Annotated in this window: 23 protein-coding genes and 1 pseudogene; 12 read left to right on the top strand and 12 right to left on the bottom strand. The window is 68.6% G+C overall.

The features are described from left to right. Nucleotides 1-277: 277 nt before the first annotated feature. A complete protein-coding gene (locus tag ACQEUX_RS11940) occupies nt 278-853 on the bottom strand; it encodes a TetR/AcrR family transcriptional regulator (RefSeq protein WP_433045648.1) in 576 nt (191 codons plus the stop codon). Between the two features lie 139 nt (nt 854-992). Between ACQEUX_RS11940 and ACQEUX_RS11935 the strand changes: the two genes are divergently transcribed. From ACQEUX_RS11935 to ACQEUX_RS11920, 4 genes are all read left to right on the top strand, one after another. Further along, complete coding sequence (locus tag ACQEUX_RS11935) at nt 993-1,760, top strand: SDR family oxidoreductase (RefSeq protein ID WP_433045645.1); 768 nt, start codon at nt 993-995, stop codon at nt 1,758-1,760. A gap of 1,199 nt (nt 1,761-2,959) precedes the next feature. After that, nucleotides 2,960-3,640, top strand: coding sequence for a TMEM175 family protein (locus tag ACQEUX_RS11930; protein WP_433045642.1), 681 nt, complete (start codon nt 2,960-2,962; stop codon nt 3,638-3,640). A gap of 73 nt (nt 3,641-3,713) precedes the next feature. After that, a complete protein-coding gene (locus ACQEUX_RS11925; RefSeq protein WP_433045639.1) occupies nt 3,714-4,121 on the top strand; it encodes a DUF2267 domain-containing protein in 408 nt (135 codons plus the stop codon). Nucleotides 4,122-4,575: 454 nt separating this feature from the next. Continuing rightward, nucleotides 4,576-5,157: a type 1 glutamine amidotransferase domain-containing protein gene (locus ACQEUX_RS11920; protein ID WP_433045636.1), complete on the top strand. Its 582-nt coding sequence runs from the start codon at nt 4,576-4,578 to the stop codon at nt 5,155-5,157. A 557-nt stretch (nt 5,158-5,714) separates the two neighbouring features. On the opposite strand, the gene ACQEUX_RS11915 is transcribed toward ACQEUX_RS11920, so the two are convergent. Continuing rightward, nucleotides 5,715-6,644, bottom strand: coding sequence for an NADP-dependent oxidoreductase (locus ACQEUX_RS11915; RefSeq protein ID WP_433045633.1), 930 nt, complete (start codon nt 6,642-6,644; stop codon nt 5,715-5,717). A gap of 50 nt (nt 6,645-6,694) precedes the next feature. On the opposite strand from ACQEUX_RS11915, the gene ACQEUX_RS11910 reads away from it, so the two are divergent. After that, nucleotides 6,695-7,342: a TetR/AcrR family transcriptional regulator gene (locus ACQEUX_RS11910; protein WP_433045630.1), complete on the top strand. Its 648-nt coding sequence runs from the start codon at nt 6,695-6,697 to the stop codon at nt 7,340-7,342. Nucleotides 7,343-7,436: 94 nt separating this feature from the next. Here ACQEUX_RS11910 and ACQEUX_RS11905 read toward each other — a convergent pair whose 3' ends face one another. Beyond that, complete coding sequence (locus ACQEUX_RS11905) at nt 7,437-8,546, bottom strand: hypothetical protein (protein WP_433045627.1); 1,110 nt, start codon at nt 8,544-8,546, stop codon at nt 7,437-7,439. A gap of 844 nt (nt 8,547-9,390) precedes the next feature. Between ACQEUX_RS11905 and ACQEUX_RS11900 the strand changes: the two genes are divergently transcribed. Then, the gene (locus ACQEUX_RS11900; protein WP_433045624.1) at nt 9,391-10,401 is read left to right on the top strand and encodes a mechanosensitive ion channel family protein; all 1,011 of its coding nucleotides are present in this window, start codon (nt 9,391-9,393) and stop codon (nt 10,399-10,401) included. 469 nt (nt 10,402-10,870) lie between these two features. Here the strand turns inward: ACQEUX_RS11900 and ACQEUX_RS11895 are convergent, their stop codons facing one another. From ACQEUX_RS11895 to ACQEUX_RS11885, 3 genes are all read right to left on the bottom strand, one after another. Continuing rightward, a complete protein-coding gene (locus tag ACQEUX_RS11895; protein WP_433045621.1) occupies nt 10,871-13,012 on the bottom strand; it encodes an amylo-alpha-1,6-glucosidase in 2,142 nt (713 codons plus the stop codon). Between the two features lie 771 nt (nt 13,013-13,783). Continuing rightward, a complete protein-coding gene (locus ACQEUX_RS11890; protein WP_433045618.1) occupies nt 13,784-14,791 on the bottom strand; it encodes a zinc-dependent alcohol dehydrogenase family protein in 1,008 nt (335 codons plus the stop codon). A 125-nt stretch (nt 14,792-14,916) separates the two neighbouring features. Then, nucleotides 14,917-15,267 (bottom strand): ArsR/SmtB family transcription factor, encoded by a 351-nt coding sequence (locus tag ACQEUX_RS11885; RefSeq protein WP_433045615.1) that lies wholly within the window; start codon nt 15,265-15,267, stop codon nt 14,917-14,919. A gap of 251 nt (nt 15,268-15,518) precedes the next feature. Between ACQEUX_RS11885 and ACQEUX_RS11880 the strand changes: the two are divergent. After that, nucleotides 15,519-16,015, top strand: a pseudogene (locus tag ACQEUX_RS11880) (transposase family protein); the annotation flags it as partial. Between the two features lie 94 nt (nt 16,016-16,109). On the opposite strand, the gene ACQEUX_RS11875 reads toward ACQEUX_RS11880, so the two are convergent. Both ACQEUX_RS11875 and ACQEUX_RS11870 read right to left on the bottom strand, forming a co-directional pair. Continuing rightward, nucleotides 16,110-16,733, bottom strand: coding sequence for an NADPH-dependent F420 reductase (locus ACQEUX_RS11875; RefSeq protein ID WP_433045612.1), 624 nt, complete (start codon nt 16,731-16,733; stop codon nt 16,110-16,112). Between the two features lie 185 nt (nt 16,734-16,918). Further along, nucleotides 16,919-17,653 carry an SDR family NAD(P)-dependent oxidoreductase gene (locus ACQEUX_RS11870; RefSeq protein WP_433045609.1) on the bottom strand — a complete coding sequence of 245 codons (735 nt, stop codon included), beginning with the start codon at nt 17,651-17,653 and terminating at the stop codon, nt 16,919-16,921. A 145-nt stretch (nt 17,654-17,798) separates the two neighbouring features. Between ACQEUX_RS11870 and ACQEUX_RS11865 the strand changes: the two genes are divergently transcribed. Continuing rightward, nucleotides 17,799-18,440 (top strand): TetR/AcrR family transcriptional regulator, encoded by a 642-nt coding sequence (locus ACQEUX_RS11865; RefSeq protein ID WP_433045605.1) that lies wholly within the window; start codon nt 17,799-17,801, stop codon nt 18,438-18,440. A gap of 52 nt (nt 18,441-18,492) precedes the next feature. Here the strand turns inward: ACQEUX_RS11865 and ACQEUX_RS11860 are convergent, their stop codons facing one another. Continuing rightward, nucleotides 18,493-19,392: an NAD(P)-dependent oxidoreductase gene (locus ACQEUX_RS11860; RefSeq protein ID WP_433045602.1), complete on the bottom strand. Its 900-nt coding sequence runs from the start codon at nt 19,390-19,392 to the stop codon at nt 18,493-18,495. Nucleotides 19,393-19,478: 86 nt separating this feature from the next. Next, the gene (locus ACQEUX_RS11855; protein ID WP_433049769.1) at nt 19,479-20,243 is read right to left on the bottom strand and encodes an SDR family oxidoreductase; all 765 of its coding nucleotides are present in this window, start codon (nt 20,241-20,243) and stop codon (nt 19,479-19,481) included. Nucleotides 20,244-20,311: 68 nt separating this feature from the next. On the opposite strand from ACQEUX_RS11855, the gene ACQEUX_RS11850 reads away from it, so the two are divergent. Together ACQEUX_RS11850 and ACQEUX_RS11845 are read left to right on the top strand one after the other, a co-directional pair. Beyond that, complete coding sequence (locus ACQEUX_RS11850) at nt 20,312-20,938, top strand: TetR/AcrR family transcriptional regulator (RefSeq protein ID WP_433045599.1); 627 nt, start codon at nt 20,312-20,314, stop codon at nt 20,936-20,938. Between the two features lie 120 nt (nt 20,939-21,058). After that, nucleotides 21,059-21,979, top strand: coding sequence for a TAXI family TRAP transporter solute-binding subunit (locus tag ACQEUX_RS11845; protein ID WP_433045596.1), 921 nt, complete (start codon nt 21,059-21,061; stop codon nt 21,977-21,979). Between the two features lie 30 nt (nt 21,980-22,009). On the opposite strand, the gene ACQEUX_RS11840 is transcribed toward ACQEUX_RS11845, so the two are convergent. Together ACQEUX_RS11840 and ACQEUX_RS11835 are read right to left on the bottom strand one after the other, a co-directional pair. Further along, nucleotides 22,010-23,491 carry an ATP-binding protein gene (locus ACQEUX_RS11840; RefSeq protein WP_433045593.1) on the bottom strand — a complete coding sequence of 494 codons (1,482 nt, stop codon included), beginning with the start codon at nt 23,489-23,491 and terminating at the stop codon, nt 22,010-22,012. A 6-nt stretch (nt 23,492-23,497) separates the two neighbouring features. After that, nucleotides 23,498-24,181: a response regulator transcription factor gene (locus ACQEUX_RS11835; RefSeq protein WP_433045590.1), complete on the bottom strand. Its 684-nt coding sequence runs from the start codon at nt 24,179-24,181 to the stop codon at nt 23,498-23,500. A 175-nt stretch (nt 24,182-24,356) separates the two neighbouring features. On the opposite strand from ACQEUX_RS11835, the gene ACQEUX_RS11830 reads away from it, so the two are divergent. Both ACQEUX_RS11830 and ACQEUX_RS11825 read left to right on the top strand, forming a co-directional pair. Continuing rightward, nucleotides 24,357-25,379: a tripartite tricarboxylate transporter substrate-binding protein gene (locus tag ACQEUX_RS11830; protein WP_433045587.1), complete on the top strand. Its 1,023-nt coding sequence runs from the start codon at nt 24,357-24,359 to the stop codon at nt 25,377-25,379. A gap of 1 nt (nt 25,380) precedes the next feature. After that, nucleotides 25,381-25,842 (top strand): tripartite tricarboxylate transporter TctB family protein, encoded by a 462-nt coding sequence (locus tag ACQEUX_RS11825; protein ID WP_433045584.1) that lies wholly within the window; start codon nt 25,381-25,383, stop codon nt 25,840-25,842. Nucleotides 25,843-25,861 lie beyond the last annotated feature (19 nt).

The following is a 25,861-nucleotide window of genomic DNA, read 5'->3' as shown; positions in this document are numbered from 1 at the left end:
GGGCGTGGTGACCTCTTAGGTGGACCCGAAGTCGTCAGCGGCGATTTGCTCCCGCTCGCGGAGGCGAGCCGGCGTCCGCACATGCCGGCCGATGAGTGAGCGACAGCCCGGGCGCCTCAACCGAAGCCTGGCCGGGCCGCGGTCGTAGGTCAAAGAAACAAGTAGTCGATGAGCGGATACCGGATCATGCGCAGCGTGTGAGGCTGTCGACGCCCTGTGCGGCTCTGGACAAGCGGGTTGTCAGAGGCCTGACGATCGAGTATTGGCCAGGTGGCGGTTAAGCAGCCGTCAACGGTTTCGCGTCGATCTTAGCGGGCCAGGCGAGCATAGCGGCTTCGGCAACGGCGAGAAGCTCATCCGTGCTGGCGCCGTCGCGCGCGTGCTGGGACATGCCCTGCAGGATGACGCCGACGAGGACGGCCAGCCGGTCGGCGTCGGTGCCGGCGGGTAGCCGGCCGTCTGCGACATCGGCCTTGATCCGCTTTCGCAGCGCGGTGATGTTGGCGGCCCGTTGGGCGCGCAACAGGTCGGCGATGTCAGCCGACGCTGCGGTGCAGTTGACGGCCGCGCTGATGACGAGGCAACCAGGTGGATGTTCGGGCCGGGTGTACTCCACGGCGGCGGCGCGTAGCGCGCGCGCGACACCGTCGCGCACGGACTCCTCCGCCGCGAGTGCCGTCGCGAAGAACGTGCCGTGGGTCTGCTGATAGCGCTCGACCACCTCGCGGAACAGAGTCTTCTTGTCGCCGAACGCCGCGTAGAGGCTGGGTGGGGTGATGCCCATGGCCGCGGTGAGTTCGGCCACCGACACCGGCTCGAAGCCGCGTTGCCAGAACTCGTGCAGCGCCGTCAACAGGGCCTGGTCCCGGTCGAAGGCTCGGGGCCGGCCACGCCGGTGGGGACGATCATTGGCCATTGACACATTCTATAGCGCTCGCTAACCTCATGCCAGGAAATACGTAGTGATTACTACAGAAAGGTCACGCGGCATCATGGCACTGCTCAACGGCAAGACCGCTCTGGTCACGGGCGGCAGCCGAGGCATCGGTCGGGCGATCGCCACACGACTCGCGGCGGACGGCGCCCTCGTCGCCGTCCACTACGGCACCAACGAGGCAGCCGCTAACGACACCGTCACCTCCATCACCGAAGCCGGCGGCCGCGCGTTCGCGGTCCGCGCTGAACTGGGTGTACCCGGCGACGCACAGGAGCTGTGGTCCGCCTTCGACGCCGGCCTCACCGAATCCGGCGCCGAACCGGGCGTCGACATTGTGGTCAACAACGCCGGCATCGCGAACTCCAACGACCTGGCCCGCACGACCGAGGCCGAATTCGACAAGATCTTCGCCGTGAACGTGAAAGCCCCGTTCTTTGTCCTTCAGCAGGCCCTGAACCAGTTGCGGGACAACGGCCGGGTCATCAATATCTCCTCCGGCACCACCCGCATCGCCGCACCCGCGATCATCACCTACTCGCTGACCAAGGGCGCCATCAACACTCTCACCTTCACCCTCGCCAAGCAGCTCGGCGAACGCGGTATCACGGTCAACTCGGTGGTCCCCGGCATCGTCGACGTGGACAGCAATGCCGTCTGGCTGCGGGAAAACCCTGAACAACTCGCTTTCTGGGGCTCCTTCTCCCCGTTCAACCGGGTCGGCCAACCCGCCGACATCGCCGACGTGGTGGCCTTCCTCGCTTCCGACGAGGCCCGCTGGGTCACCGGCCAGCATCTCGACGCCACCGGCGGCGCACACCTGTGACACACCCCTATCCGGAAGCGCCGCATTGCGGGCACTGTGGAGACTCGTCGGTCAGCACGTCCGGCCGGTCCTCACTACTGACCCGGCACTCCGCGATTCTTGCGTCCACACGCACGCTCGATCAGGTGCCTACACCTGCCGCAGGTCGGGCTCGCGGCACGACGAAGATCTCGAACTCCCGCGCCCGAACGTGCCGAAGTGAGTGCACCACTACGGTATTGCTTCCGCCCATCACTGTTGGCGCCTCGGCCAAGATCCTCGCCGAACGAGACGATCAAGGTATTCAAGCAGCTTGACCTCGCTGCGAGTCAGCCGCTCACGCTCGGGGGTCGGCAGATCGGCAAGCAGGTCCGGCAGACGCTCGTTCCGCGTCACGAACACCATGCTGCCGGAGTACTCGCGGCATATCGAGCACCACGCCAAGCCGACGCAGCGCTCATAGAAGCTGTCGGAGGGCGCGTAGAAGCGGTACCTGTAGGAGTAGATCTCGCCAACACACGCGGCGGTGTCTCTGTCACCGGCCCCGTGAATTGTGCTGACTTTCGACCATGCCCACCTGGCGGGTCTGTCCTCCACGACCTTGATCTTCCCCGACCGCGAGCCCGCGCTGCCATCCCGACCTGCCGATGTGAGTGCGCAACGAGGCGGAGGGCCTTCCACTTGTAGCGACGGTGGCGTCGTCGACGGCGCTCGGGTCGATGCTCCGGCGACCGGCCACCGCCATCACGTCCGACTCGGACGGCGTCGTTTCGCACCAGGCTGTCCACTCGTCGTGCGACCAGTGGTCCGACCCGGGTTCCATACCGCGGGTGCCGATGCCCAGTTCGATCCCATCGGCTGTCGGAGCACCGACGAACAGCGGAATCTCGCCTCGCTCGCCTTGAAGCAGTAGGCGCGCAGCACGCGGAGCCGATCAGAAGACCCGCGCACGAGGGCAGGTGGCTGTGAAACGTGAACCCGGCATCCGCCGGCAAGACCGGGACCGTCGCCACCGCAAGGCGGGGCGACCGATCGTGTGCTCACTGAAGCGCACTGATAGGTAACGGCAGTGGTACGGGCGCGACACCGCGCGGGCGAAGGACGCCACCGTTCGACGAACAGCCGAGCCACGAACAGCGGTTCCAAGAGCGCCCGGCGGTCAAATTCTTGCCCGTTACGAGGAGCCGGTTATCGTGGGCGTCGGTGGGTAGCCACCGGCCGTGAGCAGGCCAACCGACGACATCGGCACCCGGTCGGACACCAGCCGTGCCATAGCGTTCAGCGACGCCGTCTTCGCCATCATCATCACGCTGCTCGTGCTGGATCTCCGGGTGCCGGACGTACCGCCCGGTCGCCTGCTGTCGGGGCTGCTGGAGCAGTGGCCGAGTTACGTCGCCTATCTCGCCTCGTACACCTACGTGGCCATCGTCTGGCTCAACCACAAGGGCGCGTTCAATCGAGTCAAGGAGAGTGATCGGGGCCTGCACTGGGTGAACCTCTTCGTCCTGTTCACCACCGCGCTGCTGCCGTTCCCGACCGCCGTCGTCTCGCACGCGCTTCAGCAGCACGACCAGCAGGACCAACGTGTTGCCGTCGCCTTCTACGCGTTGATCGGCGCGCTACTTTGCGCCAGCTGGCTGGCGTTCTTCCACTACCTGGCTCGGCGCCAAGACCTGCTCGAGGAGGAGGTGAGTGAGCGGCACTTCCCCGCCGAGCGCGTGCGGGCACTCGTCGGGGTCATCCTCTATGCCGCCGCGGGGCTCATCGGGTACCTGGTCGCACCCCTCGCTGGCCTGGTGATTTTCGTCGTGCTGCCGGTGTTCTACGCGGTCACCAGCGCCGGCCTGTACCAGGTGCCTCTCACCCGCCGGATCACCCACCGCCCTCCGCCACCCGGCTGAGGGCGGGCGAACCGCCGTTTTACCCCTGCGGGCGCGGGTACCCGCCGCCATCCGGTTCGAGAGGGGATCCCAGGTGAACTACACCGAGTTCATCCAGTCCGTGGCAGCGCGACCGAAGGTTTCGCCGGAGCAGGCGGAACCGATCACCCGCGCCACGCTCGAGACGTTGGCAGAACGGATCACTGGCGGCCAGGCGAGGGATCTCGCCTCGCAACTCCCTGAGGAGCTACGAGGCCTGGTGCGTAGGCCCACCGAAGATCCGGAACGGTTCGGGCTGGCCGCATTCTTCGAACGGGTGCAGTCACGGGCCGGGGTGGATCGCCAGGCGGCCACCGACGGAGCACGGGCCGTGCTGGATACCCTTCGTGAGGCGGCCAGCGCCAAGGAGTACGGGGACCTTGTCGACCAGTTGCCGCAGGAGTTCTGGCAGTTGACCGGGCCAGGCGCGGGACGGCTCGAGACCCGCCGGGTCGGCACTTAGCTCGGGCGCACGGACCGCCAGCAAGCTCGGGTGGTAGCGGCGCCGGATGCGCCGCTACCACCCGTTGGAATCGGCGGCGAGGGACGCTACCTGCGGCTGCCCTGCCCCGTGCGCCGCCTCGCGGGGCGCTAGCCCAGGTACCAGGTTCCCTGGCCGAGCACGGGCATCGTCTGGCCGGACGGCAGCTCGATCGCGTCGGCAGCGAGGGTCATCTCCACCTTTCAGGGAGCCGGGGTGCCAGTGGGGTGCCTGCGTTACCCGCTGCCACGGGCAGCACACCCTCCTAGCGCGACCCTTCTCCCCGCAGGCCCTCACCGTGCAGCGGGCAGGCGGCCGAATTGTCCGCCCTCGAGCGTGGTTTGCTGGTCTGTTTGCCGGTGCCCGCACCGGGAAGGCGACCGCGAGCGAGCGATGCGCCGCCGATGGGGCGGCGCCGCGAAGGGAGGCCGCGGGAATGGCGCAGAGCCAGCAGCCACTGACCGGCAAGCGAGTCGCTTGCCTCGCCGCCGACGGGGTGGAGGACGTGGAGTACACGCAGTCCCGGGCCGCCGCGGAGCAGGCGGGGGCCGAGGTCCACCTGATCTCGTTGAAATCCGGCGAGATCCAGTCGATGAACCAGGACATCAATCCGGCCAACCACTATCGGGTGGACCGGACCGTGAACGAGGCCAATGCGTCCGACTACGACGCCCTGTTGCTGCCAGGCGGGACGGTCAACCCCGACCGGCTCCGGATGAACCCACAGGCGATGGACTTCGTCCGGGCGTTCTTCCAGCAACAGAAGCCGGTGGCGGCGATCTGCCACGGCCCCTGGTCGTTGGTCGAGACCGGGATCGTCAACGGCCGGACCGTCACCTCGTTCCCCAGCCTGCGCACAGACATCAGTAACGCGGGCGGAAACTGGGTGGACCAACAGGTGCAGGTCGACAACGGCCTGGTCACCAGCCGCAGCCCCAGCGACCTTCCGGCCTTCTGCGCCAAGATGGTCGAGGAGTTCGCCGAGGGCAAACATGTCCGCCAGATGGCGAGGGCCTGACCCTGTGGGGCTCAGGGCCGGGAGTCAGCCGGGTCCTGAGCCCCGGGCCGGCGGGTATCCCGACCGTGCCGATGTGGACGATGGATTCGCCCGCGCCGGTCTCCGGGTCATCGGCACGACGGACAACATGATCCGCGTCGCCGCCGCGCCGAACTGTTCGGATAGCGATCCCTGTGGACGTCTCCAGCGCCTGCTCGTGCCCGATCTTGGCCGGAGCAGCCGGCGTTGGGCATCGCTACATGCCGATCAGCGTGCGCGAACCGAACCCCGAGGGGGATGTGCCGTCGCCCTCCGTCACATCACGGCCCGACGCCGTCGTCGGCGACCGGGCGGGCACTCCGGGCGAGGGGCGGACCGCTCCACGGCTCGCTTACACCCGACGCGGTCCGGCGCAGCTCGACCGCTACCGGGTCGTCCAGGTCGGTGCCGTTGGCGCAGGGAGCGCGCCGCAGTGACTGAGCCGACCGGCGTCCGGCGGTCCTGGCCCCGGCGGAGTTCGGCGGCTACCCCGGGCCGCGCGTCCTCGGATCAGGTGGACAGAGGCTCGGTGGGGCACCCTACGGCTTCAGCACGATTTTGCCTCGCGCGTGGCGGGACTCACTCAACTCGTGGGCGGCGACCGCCTCTTCCAGAGCGAACACGGCAGCGACCGGCACTGTGAAACGACTCCGCTCGGCGAGTTCGCCGGCGGCGGCGATTCCTTCGAGAGCCGGTGTGTCCGCGCCGGGGCCAGAGCCGCGCGATAGATGCACGCCGTACGCCGCGGCGTTGATGTCGGCGATGCTCACCACCCGGTCCGGGCTCGCGACCAGGCCGACCAGGTCAGGTAGAGAACCAGAGCCGGCACAGTCGAGTACGACATCCACCCCGCCGGGCACCAGAGTGTGGACCCGCTCGGCCAGCCTGGGGCCGTAGGTGGTGGGGATCGCCCCGAGCGAGGCGACGAACTCGTGGTTGCGGTCGCTGGCCGTGCCGATGACGGCTGCGCCGCGAGCGACCGCGAGCTGGATCGCGGTCGTACCGACCCCGCCGGCCGCGCCCTCGATCAACAGCGTAGTGCCGTCCTTGACGCCCAGCCGGTCGAGCACGCGGGTGGCCGTCTCGATGTTGCCCGCCGCGCCGCCGGCCTGCTCCCAGGTCAGGGCGGCCGGCTTCGGTGCCCACGCGGCCAAGACGGCGTATTCGGCGTTCGCTCCGCCCATCTGGGCGTAGTCGGTGATCCCGAAAATCTCATCGCCTACCCGAGCCGTGGTCACCCCGTCACCGACCTCATCCACCACGCCGGCAGCGTCGACACCGGGCACGTGCGGCAGGCGGAGCGGAATCCAGTCCTGAAATCGGCCGGCGCGGACGTACGTGTCGGCCGGATTGACACCCGAGGCCCGAACCGCCACCCGTATCTGGCCGGGTCCGGCGTGCGGTTCCGGTGCCTCCGACACCTCAAGGACACTCGCGGGACCATACTTCGAAAATTGCAAAGCCCTCATGCACACGGACGCTAACGCACGCCGCTGTCCGCCTCGCTAAAGTGAGAGCCGTGACCGGTCGTTTGCCTCACGCCCTTCGCTCCGACGCCCTGGACAACCGCGAGCGCATCCTCGATGCCGCCCGCGCGGTCTTCGCCGTTGACGGCCTGGACGTGCCGATGCGGGAGGTTGCCCGGCGCGCCGGGGTTGCACCCGCCACCCTGTACCGCCGATTTCCGACCAAGGAGATACTGGTCACCGAGGCATTCGCAGAACAGATGTACGCGTGTCGCGCCGTTGTCGACGAGGGCCTTGCCGATCTGGATCCATGGCACGGTTTCTGTCTCGTGATCGAGAAAATGTGTGAACTGCACGCACGCGACCGAGGCTTTACCGCAGCTCTCATTTCGACCTTTCCCAATGCAGTGGATTTCGACGCGCGCCGCGAATACGCGCTCAGAGCGATCGACGAGCTGGCCCGCCGCGCCAAGGAAGCGGGCCGCCTGCGCCCCGACTTCGTCCTGGACGACGTCATCCTCGTGCTCATGGCCAACAGTGGTATCCACACGACCTCGCCGACTACCCAGGTCGCCGCCTCCCGGCGCTTCGCCGCGCTCGCCATCTCGGCATTCCAGGCCTCCCCGGATGTCTCGCCGCTCCCGCCCGTGGCGCGGTTGGCGCCCCCGCCATCGGTATCCAGGCGCAGCCAAGTGGGCTAGAGGGGAGCTGTCGGCGGCGTGGTTGTCAGCCACCACGCCACCGCGGTTCGGTCGCGACTCGGGCATGCGCCCGATCACCCCGCCCGCGATGGGGCTACCCGTTGCTCTCGTCCCGCCAGCCGCCGGGTTCGGGATGGTAGCCGTAAGCGGCAGCCCGCACCGTGTCCTCGTTCTCCAGCCCGGAGCCGATCGCGCCGCCGACGGTGGCCAGCGAGCTGGTGATCCAGGCGAGCGTCAGGTAGTCGGTGAAATCGACCGGCCGTTGCAGGGTCTGCTCCAGCACGGATGTGTCGATCAGCAGCGCCGCGACGAGCGCCGTTCCGGCGAACAGCACCAGATAGGACACCGCCGTGGCCAGAGTGAGGGTGAGGATCGTGCCCAGGTTGAACAGCCGGGCCAGCTCCGCCGGTGTCTCCCGGTCTGGTTTCTCCCACAGGTCGTGCGCGACGATCAGCCAGGCCACCAACGCGGTCAGCCCGAGTAGCATGATCACGGCGAGCCGGAGTCCGCCGAGTGCATCGCCCATCTGCCAGATGGTGTCCGTGGTGAGCGCGAACGCGGCCGTGCCGAACGCACCGACCAGCAGCTTGGACAGGCCCAGCAGGGCGCGCCCCGGGCGGTTGGCCTTGACCATTCCGGTCAACAGACGCACCCGGCCGATCAGCCGCGAGTCAACGTAGCGCAGTTCCCCGGCGTCGGCCTCGCCGACCACCCGGTGGATGGCGGCAACCCGGCTTCGCATCTCGGCCGGTGCCCAGCCGGCCGGCGCCACCCGCTGGTCGGAGACGTCGGTGAGTAGTCGGCTCACCAGATCCGGAACGGCCGCACGGGCCGCTCGCAGCTGGCTCAGTCCCAGCGCGGGCAGAGACACCATCGCGACTCGTCGCCGGGCGGAGGTCTGCGCGACCAGCGGCGCCCGCTCGGTGTGCAGCGGCAGGTCGGTCAGGCAGATCGCGACATCCCACCGGTCGTCGGTACGCCGTTGGGCAAGATCGTCGAGCAGCGCCTCAACGCCGCCGTCGCGGCGCGGCGCCACCTCACCCCAGCCTTCCCGGACGGTCCACCGCACGCCGGCGTCCACCCGCTCGGAGAGCCGGCGGGCCAACTCGGCGGTGAGCCGCGCGGCCACCCGGGCCGGGTAGTCCGGCGGGGTCGCCACCAGTCCGACGACGATCTCCGGGCGGTGCTGTTCAGTGTGGGTCATCGGTGCTTCTCCCGGTAGCCGGGCTCGTCGCCGTCCGTCGTCACCAACCAGGTCCTCGTGAGCTTCTCCGACGGTTGTCATGGTGCTCCCTCTCGGTGTCGGCACCGAGGTCTGTTCGCCACCCCGGTCGGGGCAGGGTGGCCGAGTCAGCGGTGGCACAACCTGCGCCGCATGTCGTAGAAGCGGCTGCTACGCAGTCCGCACAAGAGCGGAAACAGGAACAGGACGACCAGTGCGCCGGCGCGTTGACCAGCCAGCCAACCACGCTGGCTGCGGCGTAGGCCATGATCCCGAGCAGCGCCCGGAGCCGCTCGACGGCGAAGAACCCGGGCCGGGCGTGCCGTTGCAGCCCGTGCCTGCTGAGGTGGTGGTGGAGCCAAAGCCAGGCCGCCGAAAGGACCACCCCGACCAGCCCGTACAAGGCCACCGCGATGCCCTCGTCGAACCGGTCGCCCGCGCCATGCCCTTTCTGGCGTTCACATCCTCGCAGACCGCTCCGACCCTTAAGACCGCTTTGTGAGGGCAGGGCATCATCCAACCGCAGTTGGTATAGGTGAGCGCGGAAGACGCTGGTGCTGCGGTAGGCCTCGTCCGCGGCGGCGGCACACCTTGCCGACACGCCGGCGGACGGCGACCGGCCTTGGGCAAGGTGATCTACAAGCAGCGCAACGTGGTGGAGCGCTGTCAACCGGCTCAAGCAGTGGCTGTCGTCGGAGTTCCGTCACGGCCGTTTCGCATTCCCGATATCCGCCGCTTGCCACCGGATCCGATGGCACCCTGAACGCGGGAAGTGCGGTCGCGAGCCCAGGAGAGGCGGCATCGGAATCACGGTGAACGGCCTCTGATGCATACCGCGTTGATCGTGTTGGCCGCGCTGGCGGCGGCCGTGGTCGTGGACCTGCTCTCCGGCGTGCTGATCCGCCGGGCTGCCCGTGGTCGCTACAAGTGGCTGCTGGAACCGCTGCGGCACGCCTGCCGCCGCCCGGCGGCCGCGGTACTGCTGGTCGGGGCGCTGCACTACGCGCTGCCGCCCGGACCGGCCGAGTGGCAGCGTTACCTGCGCCACTCCACCCTGCTGGTCCTGATCGCCGCCAGTGCGTGGCTGGTGATCAAGACATTGAACGTCGTCGAAACGGTCTCGTTCAGCAAGCTGCCGAGCGATCTGGTCACCAGCCGGCGGATCCGACGGGCCCGGACCCAGATCCGCCCCGTGCGGCGGCTCACCGTCGCCGTGGTCACGGTCGTCACAATCGGCCTGATCCTGATCACCTTCCGGCCGGTACGCATCTTCGGCATCTCCATTCTGACGTCGGCCGGGGTGATCGGCGCCGTCATTGGCCTCTCCGCCCGAACCGCGCTCGGCAACGCGTTCGCCGGCATCCAGATAGCCTTCGCCGACGGAATGCACGTCGGCGACGTGCTGGTAGTGGACGGCGAATGGGGCCGAGTCGAGGAGGTGAAGCTGACCAACGTGGTGATCCGGCTCTGGGACGACCGGGTGCTCATCCTGCCGACCACGTACTTCACTGAGCGGCCGTTCCAGAACTGGACCCGGAACGAGTCGCGGGTGATCGGCAAGATCCAGATTCATCTCGACCACACCGCCGACCTGAACGACCTGCGCCGCGAGGCATGCCGACTGGTCGAATCCTCACCACTGTGGGATCGGCACCAGTGGGTGCTCCAGATGGTCGACGCCACCCCGCAGACCGTGGTCATCCAGGTGCAGGCCTCGGCCGCGGACGGCGCCAGCGCCTGGGACTTACGCTGCGACCTGCGCGAGGGACTGGTCCGCTACCTGCGGGACCACCATCCCCAGTGGCTGCCGCGCACCCGCAGCCAGTACCAGCCCTGACCGGCGGGTCGCGCGTGGCCGCTCGGGCGCCGGTGCCCGGCGGTGTTGACCCGGCCGCTCGGCGGGTGGGCCGGGGCGATCAGCAGGTCTTCGGTGGGCAGGGTCTGGCGGGTCAGCCGCCAGACCTCAGCTCAGTCCTCGACGGACAGCAATCCCCGATTCGTCTCGTAGCTGCCCGGCCAATCTGCCGCCCGCCCTCGTGTACTACTGCCGTCGGCCCTGGCCAAGCCGTCGTCAGAAGCCGAGGTGGCCGATGCGGTGGCGTCTCGGCTCAGCCAGCCCGGCTAGCAGCTCCTCGGCCACGTGAGCCCGCGGCGGCACGTCCGGTCATCAGCAGGACCGCGGTGATGCCAGCCGTCACCATGACCAGCTACGGCCGGCAGCTACGGCCGGCAAAGCTCGGCACGCGTGGCGGCCGGCACACCAACCGCCTCCGCTCCAGCGAAAGGCGACGGGGGCACCCCGCAGCTCAGGCCGAGCGCGGCTGCGAAGCGGAGGCCTCGACGGTCCGACGCGCGCCGTGGACAGCGACACCGGTCAGCCGGATGCTCCCCAGCGCCTCGGGGACATGCGGATCGGAGACGAGGATCCCGTTGTTGACGTCAAGGCCGAGCATCGTACGCAGGAACAGCAGGGGTGCTCCGCTGGCCCAGGCCTGGGGATTGCAGGCGGTGGGGTACGGCACGGGTCGCCGGCCGAGCGAGCGGTCGTACCCGGAAATGGCCTCGGGCAGGCGGTATTCGAAGTGGGTGGCGGCCTCGAGCATCGCCATCGCGATGCGGTTCGCCGCGTCGCGGTGGCCGTACCGAGCGAGCCCGGCCGCAATGATCGAGTTGTCGTGCGGCCATACGGTCCCGAGGTGGTAGCCGATGGGGTTGTACCCCACGTCCTCGGTGGACAGGGTCCGGACGCCCCAGCCGGAGAACATCTCGTCGGACATCAACTGCCCGGCCACCGCCGCGGCACGGTCCGGCGGGACGATGCCACTCCACAACAGGTGGCCCATGTTCGAGGTCATCGAGTCGATGGGACGTTTGTCGGCGTCGAGGCCGATCGCGTAGTAGCCGCCGCGCGCGGGCAGCCAGTAGTCGCGGTTGAACCGCTCGCGCAGATCGGCGGCTTCCGCACGTAGACGTCGCGCCAATGCGCTGTCGGCCCAGGGCCCGTCGGCGAGTTGCGCGGCGCGGAGCTTCGCATCGTAGGTGTAGCCCTGGATCTCACAGGTGGCGATCGGCAGGGAGGGGAGCCTGCTGTCGGCGAACTGGACCCCGTCCGGTGAGTCGCGCCAGCAGTGGTTGCGCATACCTTCGGGGGAGCGCGTGGCGTACTCGATGTAGCCGTCGCCGTCGCGGTCTCCGAAGGTGTCGATCCAACGGAGAGCTGCGTCGGCGTTGGGACGCAACCGCTGGACCAACGCGTCGTCGCCCGTCCACCGCCAGTACTCGGAGAGCAGAATGAGCCACAGCTGGGTGGTGTCGGACGCGCCGAAGCACGGGCCGTACGGCATGATGCCGAGCTGCGTCAGCTCGCCGGACCGGAACTCGTGAAGTATTTTTCCCGGTTCCTCGTCGCTGAAGTCGTCAACGGCGCTGCCCTGGTGTGCGGCGAGGGTAATCAGTGCCCCCCGGGCGACGTCTGGTCCGCAGCTGACGCTCTGGTAGGCGGTGATCAATGTGTCCCGCCCGAAGACCGCCAGGAACCAGGGCATGCCGGCGGCCAGCAGAACGACCTGCTCACCTCGGATCTCTTTGACAATCCGCATCGACACCAGATCGGTGGCCGACTTGTGGTAAACGCTGCCCAGCAACTCTGAATCCGCGCTCAGGTGCGGCTTGTTCGCCCTCCACCGCGTCACCGGGTCGTCGGCACCGGGGTCATGCTGCTCGCCGAAGGTGCGGCTGACAGGCTGGTAGTCCTCACCCTGGCAGTTCAGTAACACCCGCAGCTCACAACGCCACGTCTCACCTCGCCCCAGGTGCACGTCCCAGACCAGTGAGTCGCCCTCGACCCGATCGGCACGCGGTTCGGCCTCGACAGTCGTAACGGCCGACCACTGCGAGTTCTGGTAGGAGAAACGCAGGGCAGAGCCGTCCGACCGGTGGTCACGCCGGATGTCGGCCAGCCTGCTGCGCCCCGCACCCTTGATCTCGAAGAGATCGGCGAAGTCCGCGCCAACCTCCAACCGCAGACGCACGGAGACCGGCTCGACGCCAAAATATTGCACCGTGATCCGCTCGTGCATGCCGTCTCCGACGAACCGTTCCCGCCGCACGCCGACCCGGTTTGCCGCCAGGCCCTGGATCTCCGGGTTCGCGAGAAAGAAGGCCGCCGAGTAGGGATCGACAGTGTTCGCGCTGAGGACAAGCGGAGCAAACCCGTCGAGGGTTATCTCCCAACGGCTGATGTAGCGGGTGTCGTCGTGTACCAGGCCAGCGATGGAGTCCGCGGGTACGTCACCAGTTGGATCGGACAACATGAAGGTGCGGCCTTCAAATATCCCGACAGCGTCCGACCCCAATTCCGGCGGCATGTCGCGGTTGGCGCCACCGTGAGTTTTGTCGGGTTGTTGTTCTGTCGACTGAGACCCGGGCGGCGTCGACCGAGATTGCATGCCGTTCTCCCCCCGTTGGCAGGGAAAGGCCCCGCCGTGCACGCTCGCAGTCTAGGACTCGAAAAGATGACCTCGCTGCGATATCGAAGGGCGCCCACCGCCGACGCGGACCTCGCCAACCTCCTCATTCGCCTTCCGGTCACACTTCTCAATCCGACCCACATTGCAGGGCGCGGAGCAACGGCCCTAGCGTGGCGAAAAGGGGATGGTCGTGCTCGAACCGCCGAGGGTGTCCGGCAGGCATTCGCCGCAGCCGCAGGGGCGGGTCAAAGCGATGCGCTGGATGTGACGGTCGTACGTCATCAGGTGGAATCCTGAGAACGGACACATCGTGCGGTGGTGAACCGACAGCCAGTGCCCCCGGCTAACGCGGCTGGTGGTCCAGCACGCTTGATCACGCCAATGTGATCTCGGCGACGCCCCCGACCGAACGTGGTTCGATCGGGGGCGGATGTCGTGGCTGAGCGTTTGTGGCGCCCGGCGGCACACCCGCCCGGCAGCGGATCACCCCGGCCGCATTGCCGATGGGCGATGGTGAACCCCAGCGAATGTCCTACCAGGACCACACGGTCCAGGGCCAAACTGTTGAGCAATGCCAGAACGTCACGCAGAGCGTTCCTCAAGCAAGTCGCCAGCTACCTCAACCCAGCCCGGGCGGACGTAGGTCGCGGATCCCGGTCGGGAGGTACCGCCGACAGAGCCTGGCACCGCGCCAGCGGCGTCCGATCCTGTGGTCGAAGTGTCGAGTGTGCCCCGGCAAGCTGCGCGGGCTCAGGCTGTCGCGTCGCCGTGGGTGACGGTGACGACGATTTTGCCAACCTGGCCGTTGGCCTCCATGTAGCGGTGGGCCTCGGCGATCTCCGTGAGGTCGAAGGTGCGATCGATGACCGGGGTGAGGGAACCTGAGGCGAGTCCGGCGTTGACGAACGCGACGGCGCGGCGTAGGCGCTCCGGGTTCATGGTGATCTCGAAGAGGGTGTAGGTGCTGCTGTTCAGCGCCGGGTAGGACTGTGCGTTGGGCAGCGGGGTGATGCGCGGGTCGAGGGCTCCGTAGACCACCAGGAAACCGTCGGCGGCGATGCCCTGCGCGAGAACCTCGACGCCGGGTCCGGCGATCGGGTCGAAGGCCAGGCGGACGCCTTCGCCGCCGGTGATGTCCATGACCCGGGCAGGGAGGTCCTCGTCGTCGGTGACGATGACATGGGCGGCGCCGGCGTCCAGCAGGCGCTGCTTCTTGTCGGAGCCACGCGTGGCGGCGATCGGGATCGCACCGATGTGGTTGGCCAGCTGGATGGCGGCCAGGCCGACGCTGCTGGAGGCTGCCGTGATCAGCACGTAGTCACCAGGACGTACCTTGCCGGACTCGATGAAGGGCCCGTAGGCGGTGGTGTAGGCCATCCACACGGCTGCCGCCCGCGTGGGGTCGATGTGGGCGGGGCGAGGCACCACGGCCGAGGCCGGAACGATGATGTGGGTGCCGTACGTGCCGTACTTGCTCTGCAGGAACGCCGGTACGACTGCGACCGTGTCGCCCTCGGCGAGGCCATTCACGCCCTGACCGACCGCCTCGATCACACCGGCGGCCTCGTAGCCGAGCGTGGAGGGGAACACGGGCTGGTCGAAGTAGACGCCGTCGCGGTACATGATTTCGGCCCGGTTCAGACCAATGGCGTCGACGCGGATCCGGACTTCGCCCGCGCTCGGAGCGCCCACCTCGACTTCGCGCAGGGTCAGAACGTTGGAGTCGCCGAGCCGGTCGAACTGTACGAGCTTTGCCATGGTGCATCAGTCCTAGCGATAGGAGTCACGGGAATGGCGCCGAACCAACGCGCGCTGTCACTCACGCTACCTTTAATCTCGACTGCGATCAAACTTCGACCATCATCGGAACAGGGGCTGCGAACTCAGGTCGACCCTGCCCGTGTCTCGGAGCCGGCGGCGGCCACCACCGCCGAGAGCAAGCCGGGAAAACGGCGTTCGATCTCGTCCGCTCGCAGCGCATTCATCTTGGCTGTCCCCACGTAGTACTGGCGGATCACGCCGGCCTCACGAAGAGTGTTGAAATGGTGCGTCAGCGTCGAAACCGACACGGGCGTCTCGAACGCGCCGCAGCTCATGTCCTCGCCCCTGTCGGCCAACTGGGAGACCACCGCTCGCCGCACCGGATCCGCCAGCGCCTCCATGAACTGCTGCAGGGAAACCTCAGCCAGGTCGGGGTGCTCGACAGTCCGGGTGGCACTACGCGGGCGGGGCACGGCATCTCCTTGGAACGGGCGCATCGCAATCCACCCATCGTACGACGCTGATCAAAGTATTGATGACGGATCAGACCCGGAACCCGGGATCAGCGCAGCCGATGACTCCGGCCACCCGATCACATCATGGAGCCATTTTCATCGTGACGGTGCAGGTCACGAGTACGGCGAGGTCTGATGTGGACACATGGCGAGGCTCCCGGTACGACAGCAGTCGACCAAGATCCGACGCCCCAACCGGGAGCCTCGCTGTGCTCTCTTACCCCGCCACGATTGCGCTGTCCACCCGCAGCCTGAACCACCTCGCCGACCTTATCCGGGCCCACCGCGTCCAGCGCCGGTCCCGATGGCGACGCCTCGATCCCGGCCGGCAAGCCCTGCTCGCCCTGGCACACCTGCGCAACGGCGACACCTTGACCCGCCTGGCTTGCGGATTCGAGATCGGCGTGACCACCGCCTGGCGATACATCCGCGAAGTCATCGACCTGCTCGCCGCCGCCGCAGACGACCTCGACACCGCGATGAACAGAATCCGCCTGCCGGCCTATGTCATCCTCGACGGCACCCTCATCCCGATCGACCGGATCGCCGACCAGAGCCCTACTACTCCGGCAAACACCACCGCCACGGCGTGAACGTGCAGGTCATCGCTGACCCGGCAGGCCGGCTGGTCTGGGCCTCGGCAGCGCTGCCCGGCTCCGTCCACGACCTGACCGCGGCCCGCACCCACACCATCGTCAACGCGCTGAAGGCCCATTGATATCCGACGTCAGCAAGTCGGTGCTCCATCAACCATTGTCAGGGCGCACGGCTCTTGTTCGCCGACTGCTCGGCCCCGGGGCTCAGCCGGTGAATTCGTTGACGCCGAGGGCGAAGTCCCAGTGGCCGACCCCGTTGCCGGCAAGGCCCACCGTGACCACGCCCACTCCTTCCAGCCAGTGCGCCATTTTCAGGCCGCCGACGTCCAGCGGGCGCAGCCCGAGGCTCTCGATGAATGCCGCCACGCCCGCCTTGGCCTGCGCATCGTCGCCAGCGATGAAGACGTTGGGCCGGCCCTTCTCCAGGACATTACGGAAGACGGTGTTGAATGCCTTCACCACGCTGGCGCTGGCCGGGGCCACCTGGGCGACCTCCTGCGCGACCGAGGTCTCCTCGCTGTGGGCCAGTCCGTCGAACGTGGCGTTGAAGGGGTTGCTGATGTCGACGATGACCTTGCCCGCGAGGGCGTCTCCGTACTCGGCGACGACCGGAACGACACCGTCGTACAACAGGGCCGTGATGACGATGTCCCCGGCCGGGACGGCGCCCCACTTGCCCGTCGTCGCGCCGCCGGCCAGAGCCTTCGCCAGGCCATCGGCCTTGGACTGATCGCGTCCCATGACCTCGACGGTGTTGCCGCCCGCCACCGCGAGCGTGCCGATGGTACGGGCCATGTTGCCCGTACCGATGAGGGTGATGCTGCTCACGAGGTGTGCTCTCTTCCTGTTCTCAAGGTGTCGCTCTGTCTCATTCGTGGCGGGTCAGGCGCCGGGCGTCGGCCGCGACGTTTCTGGGCCAACTGCCGCGCCTTTCCCGGCGCCTCCGGCTCGTCGTCTTCCGCCGGTGGATTGGGTTGTTGTGGGGTGTGACCGCGGCATTCCTGATGTGTGGTTCAGATGGCGGTGGTGCCGCCGTCGGCGACCAGTTCCATGCCGTTGACGTAGCTGGAGTCGTCGGAGGCGAGGAACAGCGCGACGGTGGCGATTTCTTCGGGGCGGCCCATCTGGCCGCGGGGGATGAGGGACTCGAACTGGCGCTTGGTGGCCTCGTCGAACAGTTCTTCCTGCTTGGCGGTGGCGACCTGGCCGGGGGTCAGGACGTTGACCCGGATCTTGCGGTCGCGCAGTTCGTTGAGCCAGACGCGGGCCCAGGCCTGCTGGACGGCCTTGCTGCCGGCGTAGAGGCTCCAGCCGGGGAAGGCGCCGAGGGAGGCGTTGGAGCCGGTCATGAGGATGGAGCCGCCGTCGTTGAAGAGCGGGAGGGCCTTCTGGACGGTGAACAGGGTGCCCCGGGCGTTGAGCCCGAACCAGGTGTCGAACTGGGCCTCGGTGATCTCGCCGAGCGGGGCGGGCTCGCCGCCGCCGGCGCTGGCCCACAGTACGTCGAGGCTTCCCTTCTCCCGCTTGACCGTGTCGTACAGGCGGTCCAGGTCGTCCAGGTCGGCGGCGTCGCCCTGGACGCCGGTGACGTTGCGGCCGATCTGCTTCACGGCCTCGTCCAGGGCGTCCTGGCGCCGGCCGGTGATGAAGACGTGCGCTCCCTCGTCGACGAACAGCTTCGCGCCGGCCAGCGCCATGCCGGTGGTGCCGCCAGTGATGACCGCTACCTTGCCGTCAAGCTTTCCCATGATCGCTCCTTTGGGTCGGTGGTGCCGCGCGCACCCGGGGCGACGATGTTATGTACACCGCCCTGTGTGCTTACGGTACGGGGCGGGCGGCCGGGAACGCAAGCTATGTACACCGGTCGTTACCCAGCTGGGGTACCATGGACCCATGACAGAGCTGGAGAAGGGCCCCCAGGGCCGCCGCCGCGGCCGGGGTGCCCGCGAGCGCATCATCAGCGCGTCCCAGCAGCTGTTCCGCGAGCAGGGCATCAACCGCACCGGCATGGACCAGCTTTGCGCGGCGGCCCAGGTGTCCAAGCGCACGGCCTACCAGCACTTCACCGGCAAGGACGAACTCGTCGCCGAGTACCTGCGCCGGTTCGACCCCTCCGTTCTGTCCGGCGTGTTCGACCGCACCGACCTCACGCCCCGCGAGCGGCTCCTGGCCGCCTTCGACGTCCCTCCCACCACCCCCCTGTGCCCCTACATCGGCGCCGCCGTCGAACTTCACGACCCCCAGCACCCTGCATCCCAGTACGCGCGCAACTACAAGGAAGCCGTCGCCGCGCGGCTCGCCGACACCGCCCGGGAAGCCGGCGCCGCCGAGCCTGAACAGCTCGGCGAGCAGCTCGCGCTGCTCATCGACGGCGCCGCGGCCCGGACTCGGGTTCTCAACGCCGACGCCTTCCCCACCGCCGCCGCCATCGCCGCCGTCCTCATCGACAACGCCATCCCCGCGTCATCTCCTCGGCAGCCCAGCGGTGACCGCGGAACTACCGGGTCTGCTCCCGTTCCGGTGGGAGGCCAATGACGGCCCGATCACGCCTTGTCGTTCCTGTACCTGGCGAGGCGAGCCCGGCCGGCTACGGTCGGACCGTGGTCGGCTTGCGGAACTGCTCGATCATGGCCGCGTAGCTGTCGCCACCGCGGCCCTCGGCAACCGCCCGGTCAGTCAGCGTCTTCACGAACCTGGGTAGTTCCACATTGATACCGAGGGACTCGCTCTCCTGGATGAGGTGCTCCATCCCCGCCAGGTGGGTGTCGAGGGTGGAATCGACGGCCGGGTACCTGCCGGCGTCGATTTGATCCGCATAGGCGGAAACCCATTCGGTCATGGCCCCGATCCCCTGCCTCATGAACGAGGCGAGCGTTGCGGCGTTCACCCGTGCCGTCCCGAGCAGGGCAGCGCCGTGCAGGAATCCGTTCAGAACGTTCCACATGACGCTCAGCATCGCCATGTCGTACAGCGCGGGCAAACCATGATCGACACCTAGGTGGGCGGTGCCCGCGCCGAGGCTCCGCAGGGTCGACTCGTGCGTGTCGAAGGCCGGCCGTGCCCCACCGTAGAGGAGTACGGCGCCGGCGGTGCCGATGGTCTGGGGAAAGGCCAGGATCACGCCGTCGAGGTAGGTGGCACCCTGCAGTGCCGCCCATTCGGCGGTCTCGTGGGCCTGCTTCGAGGTGCCCGTGGTCAGGTTCACCAGGACCCGGCCCGCAAGCACGTCCCCCAGCGGGTCGAGGAGCTCGCGCGCAGCCTGGTAGTCGGTTACGCAGACGACCACCAGCGGGCTCGCCGCGACGGCGTCGCGGGCCGAGGCCGCGAGGGTCGCGCCGCGGGCGACGAGCCGTTCGGCCTTGGCTGTCGAGCGGTTCCACACGGTTGTGGGGTGTCCGTCTGCCAGGAACGCTCCGGCCAGCGCCTGGCCCATCAGTCCCAGGCCGATGACAGTCACCGGAGCGTGGCCGGCGTCGGAGTAGGGCATCGGTTGCTCCCGTTCAGTTCGCTCTGTGGTTCATGACCGAACGGCTCGGTCATGGTCTTCCTCGCTGTGCCTGGCCATGGGGTTGGTCAGCTCCGGACGCCGAGGTGGAGGCCGCCACTGGCGTCGAGGACCTGGCCGGTGATCCAGCGGCCGTCGTCGGAGGCGAGGAAGGCGACGGCGTCGGCGACGTCTTCGGCCTGACCGAGGCGGTTGAGGGCGGTTTGGCCGGTGAGAAGCTCCTCGACGCCCGGGGCCTCGAAGACGGGCACGTTCACGTCGGTCTTGGTGGCGCCGGGGGCCACGGCGTTGACCGTGATCCCGCGGACACCTAGCGCGCTGGCCAGGGTCAGGGTCATCGTCTCGAGGGCGCCTTTGCCCATGGCGAAGGAGGTCTGACCAGGGAGGGCCAGCCGGGTGGCGACCGAGGTCAGGGTGATGATCCGGCCGCCGTCGCGCAGCAGCGGGAGCGCCCGCTGGATGATGAAGTACGGCGCCTTGACGTTCACCGCGAAGAGCTGGTCGAACCGCTCCGGGGTGTCCGTCTCGATGGGGCCGCCCGGGAGGGCCGCGGCGTTGTTGACCAGGATGTCCAGCGGTCGATGGGCCAGCCCGCGCTCCAGGCCGGTGAACAGGGTGTCGACGTCCCCGGCCGTTCCCAGCTCGGCCTGGACGGCGAAGGCGTGCCCGCCGGCCTTCTCGATCATGTCGACCGTCTCGTTCGCCGCGGATTCGCTGGCGCCGTAGTGCACGGCGACGTCCGCGCCGTCAGCGGCGAGACGCTGGGCGATGGCCCGTCCGATGCCGCGCGACGCTCCGGTCACCAGTGCGGTCCTGCCAGCCAGTCGGCCCATTCCACTCACCTCGATATGTTAGTGACTCTCGAACTGTTAGCGACTACCAGTACGGTACGGTATCACTCATGAGTAGTGAAGGGCCAAATCTGCGCGAACGCCGGCGGACGGAGACCCAGCGCGTGATTCAGTCGCACGCGATGCGGCTGTTCATCGAGCACGGCTACGACGCGACCACCGTCAACCACGTCGCACGGGCATCCGGGGTCTCGACGATGACCGTCTACCGGCACTTCCCGACCAAGGAAGACCTGGTGCTCCACGACCGGTTCGACCTACTCATCGCAGCCCGGGTCGCAGCCCGGCCGGCCGACGAGTCCCTGGTGCGCCGGATCGGGCGGACCCTGGTCGAAACGACCCGTACCGTCGTCGGACCCGGCGACGACACACCTGGAGCGCTCTCGTCGTCCGAGAAGGACCTGCTGCTCGCCCGCCTTCGGTTGATGATCGATACGCCGGCCCTACGCGCCCGCCACCTGGACAGGCAGTTCGCCACCCAGAAGGCCATCGTCGACGCCCTGCTCGGCGACGCACCGGACCCCGAGGCGGAGTTCCGCACCTGGGTCGCGGCCAGCACCTGCCTGGCCGCGATGCTCGTCGCCCTGATGCGTTGGGCCCAGGAGGACGGGCGTCCGGACCTGCCCGGCCTGATCGCCGCCGCTCTCGGCGCCGCCTTCGGCGACGACTTCAACTGACCACCCGCACGGACGTCACACACACGCGGACGGGACGCTGATGTCATCGGCGACCGACGCCGCCGTCCGTATCATCTCGGCATGGTGCTGAACCTGGAGGCACGGATCAGCCGGCGGGCGATGCTCCTGGCCGCCGGAGGGCTGCTCGTCGGTTGCTCCCAGCGGCCCGAGGCCGACAAGGTCCACCTGCGACTGGCCACCGGTCCGGCGGGGGCGGTATACCGGCGCATCGGCGGTGCGTTGGCCGGACACATCTCCGAACAGGTGCCGGGCGCCACGGTGACAACCGTGCCGAGCGGGGCGTCCACCGACAACATCCGGATGCTGCGGGCCGGCGAGGCGCACCTCGGACTGACGAGCTTGGATGCGCTGATCACGACTGACGGCAGCGCGCCCGAGGGGCTCTCGGCGGTATGCCGGCTCTACGACAGTCATCTCCATCTCGTGGTCATGGCCGGGTCAGCGATCGAGGAGTTCGGGGACCTTGAGGGCAAGCGCGTTTCCCTTGGTGCCCGCAACTCGGGCACCGAGTTCACGTCGCTGCGGGTTCTGTCGCTCGGCCCGGTGAACGCCGACGCTCGGTACCTCAGCCAGGCCGAATCGGCGGCGGCACTGCGCGACGGCAAGATCGACGCAATGTTCTCCCTAACCGGCGTCCCGACACCCGCCATCACGGAGCTGGCGCAGCGGCACCCGATCCGGATGATCCCGTTGGAGGCCCAGGCGGACGCGCTCTTCACGGCGTACCCAGGTCCCTACGCTCCCGCCATGATCCACGCGACTGCCTACCCCGGCGTCCCGGCCACCCGCACCGTCGCCGTGCCGAACGTGCTGCTCGCGCGCAACGACCTGCCCGACGACCTGGTCTACGCCATCACCGACACGATCTTCACGCACACCGGCACGATCACCTCCGCCAGCCGCGGCGACGCCGCGGCTGTTCCCGAAGCGTGGCAGATCAACGTACGTACCGGGATCTCCACCGCATCGGTTCCGCTCCATCCCGGCGCGGCGGCCTGGTTCCGCGACCGCAAGCGCTGAGCAGAGACAGGTTGGCGACGGGACGGGTCCTCAGACCGGCGCCGGAGCCGGGGCGCCGGGCGACGACGGCACCTGCGACACGACCGGCAACGCAACCACTGCGGCGAGCCCGTGCCCGGACCCGTCTGGACGCGGCAGGCCCTCCTCCAGCCGCAGCTCGCCCCCGGCCGCCCCGACCAGGTCGGCGCAGATCGCCAGCCCCAGGCCCGTCCCGGACACGTTCTGGTGCCGCGGCGACCGCCAGAACCGTCGTAGCGCCTGGGCCCGCTCGGAAACGTCGATTCCCTGCCCGTCGTCGCGGACAGCGACGGCGACCACGCCTCCGGCTGCGGAGCCGATGCGCTTTCCGGCGCCCGCACCACCGCGAACAACGCGGGCGGTCACCTCCACGGACTGCGCGCCCGACAGCCGTAACGCGTTGCTGATCAGCTCGTCCAGGATGCTGCCCAGTCCGCCCGGAGGCTCCAGCAGCCGCAGGCCTGGCGGCACGTCGACCGCCAGTGTCTGCCCCGCGGTCGCCGTCAACGCCCGCCACCGGACCACCCGCGTCGCCAGCACCTCGTCGAGATCCACCGGCGACGCCGTCCGCATGCTCTCCATTCGCGCACTGGCCTGCAGCGAGTTGAGCATCCGCTGCATCGCCTTCAGCTCGTCGACAGCGACGTCGTACACCTGCCGCCCGTTGCCCTCCGGCCGCAGGTGCGGCGCGAGGCTCTCCACCGCGAGCCGGAGGCTGGTCAACGGGTTGCGCAACTGGTGCGACGCGTCGGACACGAACGCCCGCTGCCGCTGCACGGCGTTCTCGACGGCGTCCATCATGGTGTTGAACGACTCCGCCAGCCGCCGCAGCTCGATCGGGCCGGCCTCGGCGTCGGCGCGGATCGTCAGGTCGCCCTCGGAGATCCGCGAGGTCGCCGCGTCCAGCTTCCGCACCGGCCGCAGCACCCATGCCGACACCGGCCAGGCGACGGCCGCCAACGCGATCAACGGCAGCAGCCCGAGCCCGGCGAGCCGGGCCCAGCGTACGAGAATGCTTTCGCGCGTTTTCGACAGGTCGGAGATCGTCACGACGGCACCGACAACCTCACTGTCGCGGCCCACCGGCTCGGCCACAATGAGTGCGGAGTCGTTCCACGGCGCCCATTCCCAGGATGGCTCGGACCGCGCTCCGGCCAGCGCCGCGGTCACGATCCGGGGCAATGTCGGTTCGCCGCGCGCCGCCTCCCGGTACGCATCGGCCGGTCCGAGCAACACCTCGCCCGAGGTGTCGACGAGCGCGACCGGGATGCCGTAGAGCTCGTGGTAGCGCGTCAGCTCCTGCTGTAGCGCCTCGGTTCGCCCGGTCGACAGCGCGGTCTCGGCCAGCGAGGCGAACCGGCCGACGTCGTTGAGCCGGTTGACGTACGTCTCCTGCATCTCCCGCTCGGCCACGGTGACGCTGAGCGGCACCCCGAGCGCCGCGACGAGTAGCACCGCGAGGGGAACCAGGACGACGAGCAGGCGACGGCGCACGGCGTGTCAGCCGATCAGCTCCGGCTGGTCGGCCAGGAGCCGATAGCCGACGCCGTGAATCGTGCGGATGACAACGTTCGGCCCCAGCTTGTGCCGTAACGCCGCGATGTGGGTGTCCAGGGTGCGACTCGACGTCTCCCAGGTCGCGCCCCAGATCTGGTCGAGGATGACGTCACGGCTGACCACGTTGGGCGCCCGCCGGGCCAGCAGCAGGAGCAGTTCGAACTCCTTGCGGGTCAACGGCACGGGCGTGCCGTCGACGGTAACCTCGCGGGTGCCCACGCCGATGCGCATCGGGCCGAGCAGGAGCGGCTCGTCTGAATGGTTCAGGGCACGAGCCGCCCGGGTGCGCCGCAGGACGGCGTCGATCCGGGCGAGCAACTCCGGGACACCGAACGGCTTGACGATGTAGTCGTCAGCGCCGGCGCGTAGGCCACGAACCCGCTCGTGCTCCTCGGACCGTGCGGTCACCGCGATGACGGCGGTCTCCGGGCGATCACGCAGCTTCCGGATCACGTCGAGTCCGTCGCCGTCGGGCAGACCCAAATCGACGAGGACCACGTCGGACGGCGCGGCACGCACGGCCTCCGCGGCGGTGGCGATGCGGTGGACCTCGAAGCCCGCCTGAGTCAGGACGGTCACCAGACCCAGTGCCACGCGGTCGTCATCCTCGATGACGGTTATCCGCATACCAGCGGATTGTACGGCCCGGGCCGGCCTCCGTGTCAGCCCTGGAGTTCTTGGGATTCCTCTGACATCCAGTGCATTCCTTGGGATTTCTCTGACACCATCCGCGTCCCGGCCAGTCGAGACTGGAGGCCACTCAATCACCGAGACATGTGCACGCGTCGATGGGGAGGTCGCTGTGACAGAGACCAGCAGGTACCGGGCTACCGCGCGGATGATCGCCGCGATCGGCGTCATCTCCCTCGTCGCCGCCTGTTCCGGCAACGGAGGCGCCAACGGCGGAGGCGACACCGCGAGCTACCCGGACCAGAACATCACGATCGTCGTGCCGTTCAGCGCGGGCGGCCCGACGGACACCGTCACCCGCATGATCGCCGAGCCGATGGCCGCCAAACTCGGCGGCAAGATCGTCGTCCGGAATGTCGAGGGCGCGGGCGGAACGGTCGGCGCCGGCGAGGTCGCGCGGGCCGAGCCCGACGGCTACACCGTGCTCATGCATCACATCGGCATGTCGACGGCGCCCGCCCTGTACAAGAGCCTGGGCTACAAGCCGCTCGAGGACTTCGAGATGGTCGGGCTCGTCACCGAGGTGCCGATGACGGTCGTCGCGCGTAAGGACTTCGCGCCCACGACGCTCCAGGAACTCGTGACCCACGTGAAAGCGAACGCCAGCAAGGTCACGCTGGCCAACGCCGGCATCGGCGCCGCATCCCACCTGTGCGGCCTGCTGTTCCAGACCACCGCCGGCGTCAAGCTCCAAGAGGTCCCGTATCAGGGCACCGGCCCCGCGCTGACTGACCTCGTCGGCGGCCAGGTCGACTTCATGTGCGACCAGACGACCAACACCAGCGGCCAGATCGCCGCGGGCAAGGTGAAGGCGTACGCGGTCACCACGCCGCAGCGGGTGAAGAGCCTTCCTGACCTGCCCACCACGGCCGAGGCCGGGCTGCCCCAGCTTCAGGTCAGCGTGTGGCACGGTCTCTACGTCCCGGCCGACACGCCGCAGGAGGTCGTCCAGAAGCTGTCCGAGGCGCTCAAGGTGGCACTGGCCGACCAGGGGGTCATCGACCAGATGGCCAAGCTCGGCACCGCGCCGGTCCCGGCCCAGGACGCGACCCCGCAGGCCCACCGGGCCAAGCTGGAGGAGCAGCTCGGCACCTGGGCGAAGATCATCGCTGACGCCGGGGTCAAGGTCTCCTGAGGTGGAGCGCCGTCGGTCGTTCCCGGACGTCCTCGCCGGAGGGATCTTCGTCCTGATCGGTGGTGCATTCGTGGTGGGGTCGCTCCGCTACGAGCTGGGCACCCCATTGCGGATGGGCCCCGGGGCCTTCCCATTGCTGGTCGGCGCAACGGTGGCCGTCCTGGGCCTGGCGATCATCTTCAAGGGACTCATCGCCGGTGAGGTGATCTCGTTCGGACCGATCCCGTGGCGTGCGGTCGCTCTCATCGTGCTCGCGGTCCTGTTCTTCGGACTCACCGTCCGGCGCCTCGGATTCGTACCGACGTCGGCGGTGACGGCTCTGCTCACCACACTGGCCAGCTCACGCGTACGGCTGCTCACGGCCGTGGCCGTGGCCGCCGGGCTGACCGTGGCCAGCACGCTCATCTTCGTCGTCGGACTTCAGCTGCGGATCCCGCTATGGGGCCCGTGGCTCGGGTTCTGACGCGGCATCCGGATTGAGG

Origin of the sequence: Micromonospora sp. CA-259024 (assembly GCF_050936255.1) — a bacterium.
Taxonomy (GTDB): domain Bacteria; phylum Actinomycetota; class Actinomycetes; order Mycobacteriales; family Micromonosporaceae; genus Micromonospora.
Note: the sequence above shows the minus strand (reverse complement) of the source record. Positions and strands in the feature narration are given on the sequence as shown.